Source organism: Flavobacterium azizsancarii, from assembly GCF_027980145.1.
Lineage (GTDB): Bacteria > Bacteroidota > Bacteroidia > Flavobacteriales > Flavobacteriaceae > Flavobacterium > Flavobacterium azizsancarii.
The window spans coordinates 64,869-79,254 of sequence record NZ_JAMZNK010000016.1; the positions used below are offsets into that span (position 1 = coordinate 64,869).

At 35.1% G+C, this 14,386-nt stretch carries 10 protein-coding genes and 1 riboswitch; of the genes, 9 read left to right on the forward strand and 1 reads right to left on the reverse strand.

Annotated features, from left to right (window positions below; translation table 11 throughout):
* Positions 1 to 94 precede the first annotated feature (94 nt).
* A riboswitch (cobalamin riboswitch) is annotated at positions 95 to 298 on the forward strand.
* Positions 299 to 408: 110 nt separating this feature from the next.
* The 3 genes from NJT12_RS11735 (at position 409) to NJT12_RS11745 (ending at position 4,890) form a co-directional block, all read left to right on the forward strand.
* Positions 409 to 2,457 carry a TonB-dependent receptor gene (locus tag NJT12_RS11735; protein WP_271336098.1) on the forward strand — a complete coding sequence of 683 codons (2,049 nt, stop codon included), beginning with the start codon at positions 409 to 411 and terminating at the stop codon, positions 2,455 to 2,457.
* Complete coding sequence (locus tag NJT12_RS11740; RefSeq protein WP_271336099.1) at positions 2,454 to 3,599, forward strand: YncE family protein; 1,146 nt, start codon at positions 2,454 to 2,456, stop codon at positions 3,597 to 3,599. Before NJT12_RS11735 ends, NJT12_RS11740 begins: the two co-directional genes overlap by 4 nt.
* Positions 3,600 to 3,678: 79 nt before the next feature.
* Positions 3,679 to 4,890 carry a cell surface protein gene (locus NJT12_RS11745; RefSeq protein ID WP_271336100.1) on the forward strand — a complete coding sequence of 404 codons (1,212 nt, stop codon included), beginning with the start codon at positions 3,679 to 3,681 and terminating at the stop codon, positions 4,888 to 4,890.
* Between the two features lie 455 nt (positions 4,891 to 5,345).
* On the opposite strand, the gene NJT12_RS11750 is transcribed toward NJT12_RS11745, so the two are convergent.
* A complete protein-coding gene (locus NJT12_RS11750; RefSeq protein WP_271336101.1) occupies positions 5,346 to 5,876 on the reverse strand; it encodes an NAD(P)H-dependent oxidoreductase in 531 nt (176 codons plus the stop codon).
* Between the two features lie 159 nt (positions 5,877 to 6,035).
* Here NJT12_RS11750 and NJT12_RS11755 point away from each other — a divergent pair, with 159 nt between their 5' ends.
* The 6 genes from NJT12_RS11755 (at position 6,036) to NJT12_RS11780 (ending at position 14,182) form a co-directional block, all read left to right on the forward strand.
* On the forward strand, positions 6,036 to 6,389 hold the full coding sequence (locus NJT12_RS11755; RefSeq protein ID WP_271336102.1) for a winged helix-turn-helix transcriptional regulator: 354 nt from the start codon (positions 6,036 to 6,038) through the stop codon (positions 6,387 to 6,389).
* A gap of 93 nt (positions 6,390 to 6,482) precedes the next feature.
* On the forward strand, positions 6,483 to 9,035 hold the full coding sequence (gene mgtA, locus NJT12_RS11760) for a magnesium-translocating P-type ATPase (protein WP_271336103.1): 2,553 nt from the start codon (positions 6,483 to 6,485) through the stop codon (positions 9,033 to 9,035).
* Positions 9,036 to 9,490: 455 nt separating this feature from the next.
* Entirely contained in the window at positions 9,491 to 10,831 is a 1,341-nt protein-coding gene (locus NJT12_RS11765) for a TolC family protein (RefSeq protein WP_271336104.1), read from the forward strand.
* 10 nt (positions 10,832 to 10,841) lie between these two features.
* A complete protein-coding gene (locus NJT12_RS11770) occupies positions 10,842 to 12,119 on the forward strand; it encodes an efflux RND transporter periplasmic adaptor subunit (RefSeq protein ID WP_271336105.1) in 1,278 nt (425 codons plus the stop codon).
* Positions 12,120 to 12,213: 94 nt separating this feature from the next.
* Positions 12,214 to 12,975 (forward strand): ABC transporter ATP-binding protein, encoded by a 762-nt coding sequence (locus NJT12_RS11775; protein WP_271336106.1) that lies wholly within the window; start codon positions 12,214 to 12,216, stop codon positions 12,973 to 12,975.
* Positions 12,962 to 14,182 (forward strand): ABC transporter permease, encoded by a 1,221-nt coding sequence (locus NJT12_RS11780; RefSeq protein ID WP_271336107.1) that lies wholly within the window; start codon positions 12,962 to 12,964, stop codon positions 14,180 to 14,182. The genes NJT12_RS11775 and NJT12_RS11780 overlap by 14 nt, the downstream gene beginning before the upstream one ends.
* Positions 14,183 to 14,386: the final 204 nt, after the last annotated feature.

Sequence of the window (14,386 nt, forward strand, 5' to 3'; positions counted from 1 at the left end):
TAACTTTTTAATGTGATATTGTATTTAATTCTTCATTTATTGCGATAAACATAAATTGCATTTGATAATACCTCTTCTTTATAAAGATAATTCTATCTTTGCACCAGATTTTGGTCTATTTTTTTAGTTTTTAAGAAAATAGTTAAAAGGGAATCAGGTGCAAATCCTGAACAGACCCGCTACTGTAAGTTCTACACAAGTCTTTAAACGTTACTAATGCCATTGTTCGCTGAGCCGGATGAGAAGGTTGTTTAAAGATGGAACAAGTCAGGAGACCTGCCACAAATCACATAGTTTAAGACTTTCGTGGAATAAAGTCAAACAACAAGAACTGACCTGTTATTTATAATGGGATTCTCTCTTATTGCTTTTGATTATTATTCTGGAGTTTATTTAATTAAATCAGTGATGTATAATACAAAAAAAATACTCTTTTTCATTTTTATATTGTTTGCTCCGTTTTTGCTTCATTCACAAGTATCAAATGATAGTTTGCGGGTTTTAAAAGAAGTAATATTAAAAGGAAAACCTTATCAGGAAGTAATTCCGGTACAGTCCCTTTCAGGAAAATTGCTCGAAAATTTGGCAAGTCACAACGTTGCAGATGCTCTTCGGTATTTTGCGGGAACTCAAATTAAGGATTATGGTGGTCTTGGCGGACTCAAAACAGTAGATGTCCGTAATATGGGAACACATCATGTAGGTGTTTTTTATGATGGGATACAATTAGGAAATGCTCAGAATGGCGTAACAGATTTGGGAAAATACTCCTTAGATGATATGGAATCACTGACGATGTATAACGGACAGAAAAGTGAAATTTTCCAATGTGCCAAAGATTTTGCCGCTGCTTCTACTATTTATTTAAGGACAAAACGTCCTGTTTTTGTTGGTACAAAAAAAACAAATTTATTAGTAAGATATAAAACAATGTCTATCAATTATATTGATCCTTCATTTAGGTGGGAGCAAAAATTGAGCGACAAAGTAAGTATGAGTGTAAGCTCTGAATACATTAAATCTAATGGTGAATACAAATACAGGTACAAAAGAAACAATCTAGACGGATCTGTTGCATATGATACGACTGCCACCAGACATAACAGCGATATAGAAGCACTACGATTTGAATCCGGGCTTTACGGAAAAATAAATAATGGTTCCTGGGATGCTAAAGTATATTATTACGATTCAGATCGAGGAGCACCGGGAGCGATTGTCGAGAATAAGTTTTCTGACGGCTTTAGACAGTACGATAAGAATTTTTTCGCACAAGGTACCCTAGTGAAAGATTTTACAGATAAATATAAATTTCAGGCAAAGGCAAAATATGCTTACGATTATACGCATTATGTGGCCAGAGACACTACCAATATATTAGGCGAAACGGTTACCGAAGGTGCACAATCAGATGACAGCTATTATCAACAGGAATATTATTTCTCAGCAGTAAATATGTACAGCATATTACCAACTTGGGATGTTTCGCTGTCTACAGATTTTCAGTACAACAAGTTAAACGCAACAAGAAGAGGAATACAAACCCAATTTTCATTTCCACAGCGATATACAGCGTTATTTTCTCTCGCAAGTTCTTACAGATTTGGAGGATTTAAAGTTTTGGGGAATGTTGTAGGCACTTATGTTCAGGAAGAAGTGCGATACAATGCAAAAGCTCCCGACAAACAAGAGTTTACGCCTGCATTATTTATAGGTTACACACCGTTTAAGCAATATGATTTTACTGTAAGAGCATTTGCCAAACGTATTTTCAGAATGCCCACTTTCAATGATTTGTATTATACGATGGTTGGTTCCAGTACTTTAAAACCGGAATACATGAATCAGTATGATGTTGGTTTTACTTATAATTTGCCAATAGAAAAAGGTTTTTTCGATAAATTATCTTTTCAGGTTGACGGTTATTATACCAATACCAAAGACAAAATAGTAGCAGCCCCAACCGGAAACTTATTCCGATGGATGATGACCAATATAGGGCAGGTAAAAGGACAAGGAATAGAATCTGTAGTGAATATGGGAATGCATTTTGGTCAGGTAAATCTAGCCACAAATCTTACTTATACGTATTCACAAAGCAGGGATTATACAAAATTTGCAGGTTTAGAATTATCATCTTATGGAGATCAGATTCCATATACACCCTGGCACAGCGGATCCGGAATATTAAACGCTGATTATAAAACCTGGAATTTCAATTATAGTTTTATATATGTAGGAAAGCGATACAATGGTAATGTCAACAATATAAAAGTAAATGAAGTTCAGCCTTGGTATACCCACGATTTAGCGGTACAAAAATCTTTTGCATTTCAGCAGTATAAAATGAAAGGATCAGTAGAACTTAATAATGTCCTCAATCAGCAGTACGAGGTAATTTATAATTATCCAATGCCGGGCCGAACATTAAAATTTATAATCAGTATTGAGCTATGAAAAAAATAACAACAAAATTAGTCCTTAGTTTATTTATAGCCGTTGCTTTTGTTTCCTGCAGAGAAGAAGAAACAGTTTTTCCATCCTCAGATAAAAGCGTTGCTGCACCCAGAAGCGATGGTAAAGTCGAAGGTTTTTATCTTCTTAACGAGGGTAATATGGGAATGAATCGTGCCAGTATTGATGTATTCAATTACAGAACCGGAAATTATACCACAGATATTTATTCAGAACGCAATCCTACAGTTGTCAAAGAACTGGGAGATGTGGGTAATGATATAAAAATATACGGCAATAAAGTGTATGCAGTAATCAATTGCTCAAACAAAGTTGAGGTCATAGACAAATGGACAGCAAAACGAATTAAGAAAATAGACATTCCCAATTGTAGATATGTAGCCTTTTATAAAGACAAAGCTTATATAAGTTCTTACGCAGGTCCTGTAGCCATTGATCCCAATGCTGAGATAGGTTTTGTTGCTGAAATTGATACAACATCATTAGAAATAAAACGAAAAGTAACAGTTGGATATCAACCTGAACAAATGGTAATACGTAACGGCAAACTTTATGTAGCAAATTCAGGAGGTTACAGAGTTCCTAATTACGACAGCACAGTTTCCGTTATTGATCTGGAAACCTTTACCGAAACTAAAAAAATAGATGTGGGAATCAATCTCTATGGTATGCAAATAGACAGCAGAGGAGATATTTATGTAAGTTCAAGAGGAGATTATTACAATACACCTTCTAATCTTTTTGTGATAGACAGCCAGACAGATGAGAAAAAAATGCAGCTTGATATTCCCGTTTCAGGAATGTGCCTTGTAGATGATCTGCTTTATTTTTATAGTGTTTCCTGGAGTTATCTCACCAATAGTAATAAAGTTACGTACGGAATTTTAGATACCAAAACAAAAAAAGTAATTAGTGATAAAGTAATCACAGACGGTACAGACAAAAAAATAATGATTCCGTATGGACTTCAGGTAAATCCCGAAACAAAAGAAATATACATTACGGATGCACAAAATTATGTAGTAACAGGTTATATCTATTGTTTTACTCCCGATGGAAAATTAAAATGGAAAACTACAGCAGGAAACATTCCGGCACATATCGCTTTTATAACCAAAAATTAGAACAATAAAAACCACATTTTTTTTAATCCTTTCCTATTACGTGCAATTGCATTTGTAATAAATACCCAATTTAAATACTATGAAAAAAAAACACTTTAAAATTTTAAAAGCCACATTGTCTTTAACTCTCTTACTGGGATTTATTGCATGTGGAACTGATAGAGAAGATGATCTGGGAATTATAGATCCCACCGTTATACTCAAAGAATCATATACAATTGATCGTTTTAAAGTACTAAATATTGTCCCGAAAGTTCCTGCCAACTCTCAATTGACATGGAGTGTAAATGATTCAGTGATTTCACAAAATGCCGAGTTGGATTTTATCACTCCTTATCTAAAGAATTATCCACTGACATTAAAGGTGACGACAAATGGAGCCGTAAAAACATATTCATCTTTAATAAATGTAACAAAAGAGCCGGGAAATTATAGCAAATACATATCAAATGTATTTGATTTTCGCCCTGCAATAGGTCAGTTTACTAATGGAATTCCGGAATATTTACCAGGAAATACCGAAGCAAATCTTATCAGCGCAGCAAAAAAAGCAATCGTTGGCCCAAATAGCAGTATGATATCTTTAGGAGGTTTTGGCGGATATGTCGTATTTGGTTTTGACCATACGATCCCAAATTTGGATGGCAGGGATTTTAAGATTTTAGGTAATGCGTTTTTTGGAAGTGAAGCAAATGAGGAGCGTTTTGGATCTTGTGAACCCGGAATTATTCTGGTGGCTTATGATAAAAACAAAAACGGAAAACCCGATGAAGATGAATGGTATGAAATTGCAGGAAGTGAATATTTTAAAAATACAACAGTAAAGAATTACAGCATCACGTACTTTAAACCCGATCCCAATAAACTACCCGTTGCAGGAGATGAGTTTTGGCAGACGAATATAGAATATATTAAATGGCAGGATAATCAGGGTGCTTCAGGATATAAAACACAAAATGCATTTCACGATCAAAGCTATTATCCATTATGGATTGCTGAAGCGTCGTACAGTTTAAAGGGAACAAAAATAAAAGACAATTTTTACGATCAGAGCGGTACAGGAAATTATTGGGTAGGTAAATCTTTTGATTTTGGATATGCTGATAACGCTCCAAATAATGATGAAGCATCTAATATCGATATTTCGTGGGCAGTAGATAAAAACGGAAAATACGTTAAACTTCCCGGAATAGATTTTATAAAAGTATATACCGGAATCAATCAGGAAGCCGGATGGTTAGGAGAAGTTTCTACAGAAGTTTCAGGAGCTTATGACCTATATTTTAAATAATCGAAAACCCCTTTACTAGTTTTAGTAAAGGGGTTTTTATATTAAAAGAAGGATCATTATAATTAATTCAAGTTGCTAATTTAACAATTCAGCAAATGAACTGACTTTAAAAAGAGATTTAAATATAATCCTTGCAGGCAATGCCATTAAGTTAAGCTTTTTTGATCATAATTTTTCCTTCAAAGTTGCAAAGTTTAAACACAATCTTATCATCTCGACGAAGGAGATCCGGGCGATAGCGAACAGACGAAGGAGATCACACTAGTGTTTCCGTTCAGATATTGCCAATCTTTATCGAGTTTCTTTTGTGATCTCTCCTTCGTCGAGATGACAATCTAGCGGATTCTGATAGAATTATTGATACAGAAATAGTTAACCCGTATTCAGAAATCTTTTAACTTAATATTGTTGCCTGTAGACTACACATGATTAACGAGCAACTTGAATTAATTATTTTATAGAGATTCAAGAAAAGAAAGATACTCTTGCGTGCTTTTTTCAATTCTTTGAGGAGAAGCATCATGCTCCGCACCATAAAAAGCAAACAAAGGTTTATAAGCCGCTTTGATATAATCAAAAGTAACTTCAAACGGAGTCGTTAGTTGTTCTAAAGTGTATTTGTATCTTCCGGTTTCGCTATAATCTTCCTTGTTAATACCGGCAGAAATGGCCAATGCAATTTTTTTTGCAGCAACCTTATAACCGCTTTTACTGCCATAAGCCCATCCATGCGTTAGAACTTCATCCAGCCATTTTTTTAGTAAAGGCGGACTATTGAACCAGTAAAACGGAAACTGAAATACAATCGTATCATGGTTTTCTATTAATTGCTGTTCCTTTTCAATATCAATCTTTTCATCCCGATATAAGGCATATAAATCATGTATAGTGTATTGGTCAGGATATTGGTTCAATTCTTCGATCCATCTTTTGTTTATTAATGAGTTTTCAAGGTTTGGATGAATTATAATGATAAGAGTTTTCATTTTATAAGTATTAAAATTTAGAGATGCAAAGGTCGGGCTGATAAACAAATACAACAATAAGGGGCGAATTAATCATACAGTGATAAATTAATCACCATAATGAATCTACAGGAAAACTCTTTTTTGTCTTTACTTTTGTATTTCTAAAAGAGATAAAAGATGTATCAGCGAAAAATACCAATTGATTATAATTGCGGACTCAATGTAGCTATGGAAGTAGTAGGTTCTAAATGGAAATTTTGTTTACTGGATGAAATTTCAAAAGGGACAAAACGCCCCAAAGACCTTGTTAACGCTGTAAATGGAATTACAAAACGAGTATTGCAAAATCAATTAAAAGAACTGGAATTTCACGGACTTTTAGGAAAAACAATCTATACAGAAATTCCTTTGCGGGTAGAATATTTTCTAACAGCATCCGGAGAATCTCTTATGCCCTTGATTGTCGCTATTGATAAATGGGGATTAGAATTTGCACCTCAGTTAAAAAAGATTTTAGAAACAGAAGATTAAAAGATTAAATCCCTTCGAATAGCAGAGCTTATTATTTTTAAATAGTAGTAAGTTATTGATTACCTTTATATAAAACATATAATAAAACGTTTTATGGAAAGTAATTCTGACTCCGAAAATAGTTTTTGGAATTTAAGTATTGATGATGCTTATCGTAAGTTAGCAGCAAACTCAAAAGGACTGGATGATACAGAAGTTGCCCGAAGATTAAAGCAATACGGTCCCAATACCTTAAAAAATAATGCAAATACCTCCATGTTTATTCTGTTTCTTTCGCAGTTTAAAAGTCCAATTACCATTCTGCTTATTGTTGCAGCCATTTTATCAGCAGGTTTAGGAGATATTTCAGATACAGTAATTATTCTCTGTATCATAATATTAAGCAGTCTTCTTGGTTTTTGGCAGGAAAAAGGAGCAGCCAATGCAGTAAAAGAATTATTGAAAATGGTTACCTTAAAATGTCGGGTAATCAGAAAAGGAACTTCAAAAGAAATTGCTGTCGAAGAAGTTGTTCCCGGAGACATTGTTACTTTATCAGCCGGAGATATTATTCCCGGTGATTGTCTTTTATTAGATTCCAAAGAATTATTTGTTGATGAAGCCGCTTTTACCGGAGAAACCTTTCCTGTAGAAAAGGAGAGTGGCGATCCGCTTCCGGCAAATACAGTACTTTCTAAAAGAAGCAATACCTTGTTTATGGGATCCAGTGTCATAAGCGGAAAAGCAACAGCACTTGTAATGGCAACCGGAAAACAAACAGAATTCGGTAAAATATCCACTACACTTCAGTCAAAAGCACCCGAAACAGATTTTGAACTCGGAATTCGCAAGTTTGGCTATTTGTTGATGGAAGTAACATTAGTTCTGGTCATTATTATTTTTGGTGTCAATGTATTTCTTAATAAACCTATTCTTGATTCCTTCTTATTTTCTCTCGCACTTGCTGTAGGTTTGACACCACAATTACTTCCCGCTATCATCAGTGTCAATCTTTCGACAGGAGCAAAAAGAATGGCAAAATTACAGGTTATTGTAAAACGTCTTTCTTCTATAGAAAATATTGGCAGCATGAACATTCTTTGTTCAGATAAAACAGGTACAATTACCGCAGGAAAAGTAAACTTAAAAGATACATTAGACATTAACGGAAACCATAATGATAAAGTATTAGAATATGCCTGGCTAAATGCTTCCCTTCAGCAAGGGTTTAAAAATCCTATAGACGAGGCCATAGTTTTGGCTTATAAAGAAACAGCGAAAACTTTTACGGTACAATCTGAGATCCCGTATGATTTTATCCGAAAACGTCTTACCATAGTAGTCAAAGGAGAAAAAGAAAATCTGGCGATTACCAAAGGCGCTTTGAACTCTATTGTATCAATTTGCAGTCAGGCTGAATTGGCCGAAGGAAAATTATCCAATATTGCAGATTCTAAAGCATCAATCCAGGCGCAATATGAAAAATTAAGCGAAGCCGGTTTTAGAACTTTAGGTGTCGCATACAAACCCGTTAAAGATGCAGGTGATTTTAATCGCGACGACGAAAAAGATATGATTTTCTTAGGATTCATCACATTATTTGATCCTCCAAAACCAAATGTCGAAGCGATAATCAACAAACTGAATACACTAGGCGTAAAGCTTAAAATTATTACAGGAGATAATGCCCTGGTAGCAAAAAGCCTGGCGTTGCAGGTAGGGATTAAAGATCCAAAAATAGTAACTGGTGCCGAATTGCAAAAAATGACCAAAGCCGCATTAATGCATCAGGCGATTCATACCGATATTTTTGCAGAAGTAGAACCCAACCAAAAAGAACGTATTATTTCGATCCTGAAAAGCGGAGGTAATGTAGTAGGTTTTATGGGGGACGGGATCAATGATGCTCCGGCGCTGCATACCGCAGATGTGGGTATATCTGTAGATACAGCAGTAGATGTGGCCAAAGAAGCCGCAGATATTGTATTGCTAAGCCAGGATCTTGATGTTTTGACAAATGGTATCGTCGAAGGCCGAAAAACGTTTACCAACACCATGAAATATATTTTTATGGCAACAAGCGCCAATTTCGGAAATATGTTCAGTATGGCAGGAGCTTCGTTATTTCTTCCTTTTTTACCATTATTACCCAAACAAATTCTATTGACAAATTTGTTGACTGATTTTCCTGAAATGGCAATCGCAACAGATCGTGTCGATGATCTTAATATACAAGAACCGCAACGTTGGGATATTTCTTTTATCAGAAAATTTATGGTTGTTTTTGGATTATTAAGTTCTGTATTTGATTTTCTGATGTTTGGTGTTTTATTGTTTATTTTTCATGCCAAAGAAAAAGAATTTCAGACCGCATGGTTTATAGAATCAGTAATTTCAGCAACCTTAATCGTACTTGTTGTTAGAACCAGATTACCATTTTTTAAGAGCTTGCCCGGTAAATATTTGTCAATCGCAACAGCAATAATTGTATTGTTTGTTCTGGCATTGCCTTTTACACCATTTGCAGGATGGTTTGATTTTGTAAAATTACCCTTTATGCTTTATGTGTGGATGTTCTTATTAATAGCAACCTATATCGTATCTGCCGAGCTTGTAAAGCATAAGTTCTATAAAGTAATGATGAAAAAACATCGAAAACATCGATAAAGATTTTTGTGTCCTGACAGGTTTCCAAAACCTGTTAGGTATCCCATATCAAATTAACCAAATTTTATTACATTAGATTATCCCAACAGGTTTCCAAAACCTGTTAGGTATTCGTATATCGCAGTCTCAACGTTTAACTGATATTAAGTAATTAATAAGGGCCAATTTTCTTAGTATTTTAAAAATCGATTCAATACCTGACAGGTTTTGGAAACCTGTTAGGATCACCGGGTTTTATGAAATAATTTATCTTTTATTTATGATTAAAATAAGGTTTGCTTCGGTAAAAGCGTTAAAATAATCGTTATATTTGATATACTTATTCGTTTTAGCTACCATTACTATGAATAACGTATCAAATCCCCTTTATACAAATCCACAATACGCATAAAGCATTTTTTGTTGTCTAATACTCACGTTACAATTTATTTTTTTAATTTAAATTAAATTCAGGTATGAGATCATTTATGATAAATACTTTAATGGTGGTTTTTATTGTTCATTCAGTTTATGTTTCTGCACAAACGATTGAACAAAATAAGCTGCCAACAGTATGGAGTCTTGAACAATGTATTGCCTATTCAAAAGAGCAAAACATTCAAATTAACACATTGCGTTTAACAACAAAATCTACAGAACAGGATTTATTGTTATCAAAAGCCGCTAAATTCCCTAATCTTCTTGGGAGTGCGTCGCAAACATTTACTAATGCCAAAAATGCAGATGTAGTTGTGGGTGGTTTTCAGACACAAGCAAGTTTTGCAGGTAATTATGCTTTAAATTCCTCGATGGTTTTATACAACGGAGGGTATCTGAATAATGACATAAAACAGAAAGAACTTTTTATTAAATCAGCACAATTTAATGCCGAAGCTGCTGAGAATGATGTTACGGTGTTGATCACACAATCGTACTTAACCATTCTTTTAGCCAAAGAAAACAGTGTTTATTTGAGTGAGATTTTAGAAACTTCTAAAGCACAGCTCAAATTAGGAGAATTAAAATACAACGCCGGAAGTATTGCCAAAAAAGATTTTGTTTTATTAAAAGCACAAGTCGCAACAGACAATTATAATCTGATTGCTTCTCAGAACACCGAGCGCCAGAATATTTTGACCTTAAAACAGTTACTACAGCTGCCGTCAGGATATAATTTGAATATTCAGAAACCGGGAACTTTAGAAACTACTTTACCGGTTGTAAATTTAGAAGATGCTCAAAAAATAGCTTTAGAACAAAGACCGGAAATAAAAAGCAGTCAATTAGAAAAAGAAGCTGCTGATCTGGAATTACGAAAAGCAAAAGCAGGTTTTTTACCTACACTTGCAGCAAGCGGAACTCTGGCATCAGGATATTCGGATAATCAGAACACGCCATATCCTACACAGATCGACAATAATTTTTACCAGCGTTTGGGGCTTTCACTGACCATTCCGGTATTTAATAACCGAATAGCCAAAACCGGTGTCGAAAAATCGAAGATCGCAATTGATCAGTCCAAACTCGATCTTACCAATACACAAACCATACTTTCTCAAAAAGTAGAGCAAGCGTATATAAATGTATTGAATGCGCAATCTCAGTTTACGGCTGCTGAAGAGCAACTCGATGCGAACACAGAAAATTACCGAATCGCAAACGAACAATTAAGGTTAGGCGGAATCAGTACTGTAGATTATCTGCTGGAAAAGAATCTGTACATTCAGGCATTTCAAAATTTTATACAATCGAAATACAATGCGATCGTGAGTTTAAAAATATACGATTTCTTTAAAGGAGATCCAATCAAACTATAAAAAGAGCAAAATGAAAAAAAATAAATTAATAATCATTATCATCATTGGGTTGTTAGTTATAGGAGGTATAGGATACTTTATTTTTCATAAAGAGGGTAATAAAGTAGAATTGGTTACCGAAAACCCTCATTATGGAGATATCGCGACCAGTGTAACAGCCACAGGAAAAATTCAGCCCGTAGATACTGTCGCAGTAGGAACACAAGTTTCAGGTACAATACAAAAGGTATTTGTAGATTTTAATTCCGTTGTAAAAAAAGGGCAATTATTAGCCCAGATAGATCAATCATTATTGATGGCACAAGTAGAGCAAATTGCAGCCAATTTACAATTATCAAAAAATAACCTGAGTTACCAGCAATCTAATTTCAACAGACAGAGTGAATTATACAAAGCAGGAGGAATCAGCAGAGCCGATTATGAAACAGCAAGAAACCTATATGAAGTGGCAAAAGACAATGTAAACAGCGTTGCCGCACAATTAAAATCAGTACAAAAAAGCCTTTCGTTTACCAATATTTTTTCGCCAATAGACGGTACTGTTTTATCGCGAAAAGTAAGCGAAGGACAAACTGTAGCGGCAAGTTTAAATACGCCAACATTATTTAGTATCGCCAAAGATTTAACCAAGATGCAGGTTCAGGCATCTGTAGATGAAGCTGACGTTGGAAACGTAAAGGTGGGAGAAAATGCAAGTTTTACCGTAGATGCCTTTCCGGATGATGTGTTTAAAGGGACCGTGATCGAAGTGCGTTTGCAACCCACGATTTCATCAAATGTTGTGACGTATACCACTATTATCAACGCTCCAAATGATGATTTAAAGCTCAAGCCCGGAATGACGGCCAATATCATTATTTACACCAATGTAGTAAAAAACACCTTGCTGATTTCTGCAAAAGCAGTGGCATTTCAGCCTGATTCTACTTTAGGAAAGCAATTTAAAATCAGAAAATTGTCTTTAGGAAATGATAAAGGAAAACACAAAGGAAACCATAACGGTGGGAATGGAAATAAATATGGAAGTAACTCACAATCCAATAATAAAGCTCCGGATACTATCGATCATAAAAAGGCGATTGTCTGGAAAAGGGTAGGAGATTCTATAATTCCCAAACATATCAGAATAGGATTGGATGATGACATCAATGTGCAGGTTATTAAAGGAATAACAGCACAAGATGAAATTGTTACCGGAGTCAATTCCTTAAAACAATCCAAAAGCACCAAAGCAACAGAATCAAGTCCGTTTATGCCAAAACGTGGTGGAGGCGGCGGAAAAAGATAAATTATAATAGATTTTTATTTATAAAATCTATGTTTCTATGTGTTAAAATAATTATGCCCAAAGTATTAAATACATTGAGAAAAAATAAATTGTAATGGGAAAAAAGATTCTTGAAATACAAGACCTGAAAAGAGAATTCACGATGGGATCTGAAACCGTCAGAGCACTAAAAGGGATTTCTTTTGATGTTATGGAAGGCGAATTCCTGACCATTATGGGAAGTAGCGGTTCCGGAAAAACGACTTTGCTTAATATTTTAGGCTGTTTGGATAAACCATCAGACGGGAATTATTTATTAGACGGAGTCAACGTTAAATCATTATCTAAAAATGAATTGGCGGCACTACGTAATACCAAGATTGGTTTTATTTTTCAATCGTATAATCTTTTGGCGCGTACCTCTGCAATAGAAAATGTAGAACTGCCTTTACTGTATAATCCCAGTGTTTCTACAAAAGAAAGACGAGAAAAAGCCATTCATGCCTTAGAAGCCGTCAAGTTAGCAGATCGTCTGGATCACTTTCCCAATCAGCTTTCCGGAGGACAGCAACAGCGGGTAGCAATTGCGCGAGCATTAGTAAACGATCCGGTTATGATCCTTGCCGATGAAGCTACGGGAAACCTGGATACCAGAACTTCTTATGAAATCATGGCGTTGATCCAGGAATTGAATACACAGGGAAAAACAATCATTTTTGTAACCCATGAACCTGATATCGCTGCTTTTAGCAATAGAACTGTGACACTGAGAGACGGAAGAATAATGAAAGATTTTAATAACCAAAGCATAAAATCTGCCAAACAAATGCTCGCAGATTTTCATGTAGATGAAGATTATAAATATGAAAATAGCTAATCTTTTTCTCATCGCCTTAAAGGCTTTACGCCGTAATAAGCTTCGTGCATTACTAACCATGCTCGGAATCATTATTGGTGTAGCATCTGTAATTGCAATGGTTGCCATAGGTCAGGGTTCTAAAAAAAGCATTCAGGATCAACTATCAAGTATGGGATCTAATATGATCACCATTCGTCCAAACAGTAATGTTACTGCCGGAGCGCGTCTGGATATTTCGAGCGTACAAACGCTGACACTTAGTGATGTAGAAGCCCTGAAAAAAGAATCGGTACATCTTAATGCGATTTCTCCTGCCGTTTCCAGTAAAGGGCAAGCGATTAATGGTGCTTTGAACTGGCCAACAAGTATGCAGGGCGTAAGTGTTGATTACCTCAAAATTAGAGATTGGCCACTAAAAGAAGGGATCGCTTTTCGAGAATCAGATGTGCATACGGCAAATAAAGTGTGTTTGATTGGTCAGACCGTAGTCGATAATATTTTTCCGTATGGCGTAGATCCAATCGGGCAGATTATTAGGTTTAATAAAATTCCGTTTAGGATTATTGGGGTTTTAGAATCAAAAGGAGAAAATGCGTTTGGACAAGATCAGGATGATATCATTATTGCTCCTTACAGCACCGTACAAAAAAGGATAACCAACTCAATTTATCTTCAAAACATTTATGCCTCGACAGTCGATGAAAGTCAGACACAACTGGCAACAGATGAAATTGAGCAAATTATGCGCACAGCACATCGATTGAAAGCAAAAGATGAAGACGATTTCTCCGTACGAACACAAGCCGAATTAATCAATACTTTTAGTTCTACCAGTCAGTTATTGACCGTATTGTTAACCGCTATTTCAGGAATTTCGCTATTGATTGGCGGAATCGGCATTATGAATATTATGTATGTTTCGGTTACAGAACGAACCAAAGAAATAGGATTGCGTATGTCGATAGGCGCAAACGGAAGAGATATTTTATTGCAATTTTTAGTCGAAGCCATATTAATCAGCCTTACCGGAGGATTAATCGGGATTGTATTAGGAATAGTAGCTTCTGAGTTAATACAATTCTTTTTGCATTGGCCTACTTTGATTTCAGAATCTTCGGTGATACTATCTTTTCTGGTTTGTGCGATAACCGGTATTTTCTTTGGATATTATCCGGCATTAAAAGCATCCAAACTAGATCCAATTGAAGCTTTGCATTTTGAATAATGCTGAAAATTCTTATATTTGTTGTTTTGAATAAGCTCATTGAGAGTAAAGAAATAACACATAAAAACATAGATTTTTTTCTATTTTGAATAAAGATCAAAATAAGCAAATATTTGCTTCACATTGCTATGTGGTAATATTGAAAGTGAAACGGTCTTTTACAGGATTCTAAAAGCTATGTTTCTATGTGTTAAAATGATTACC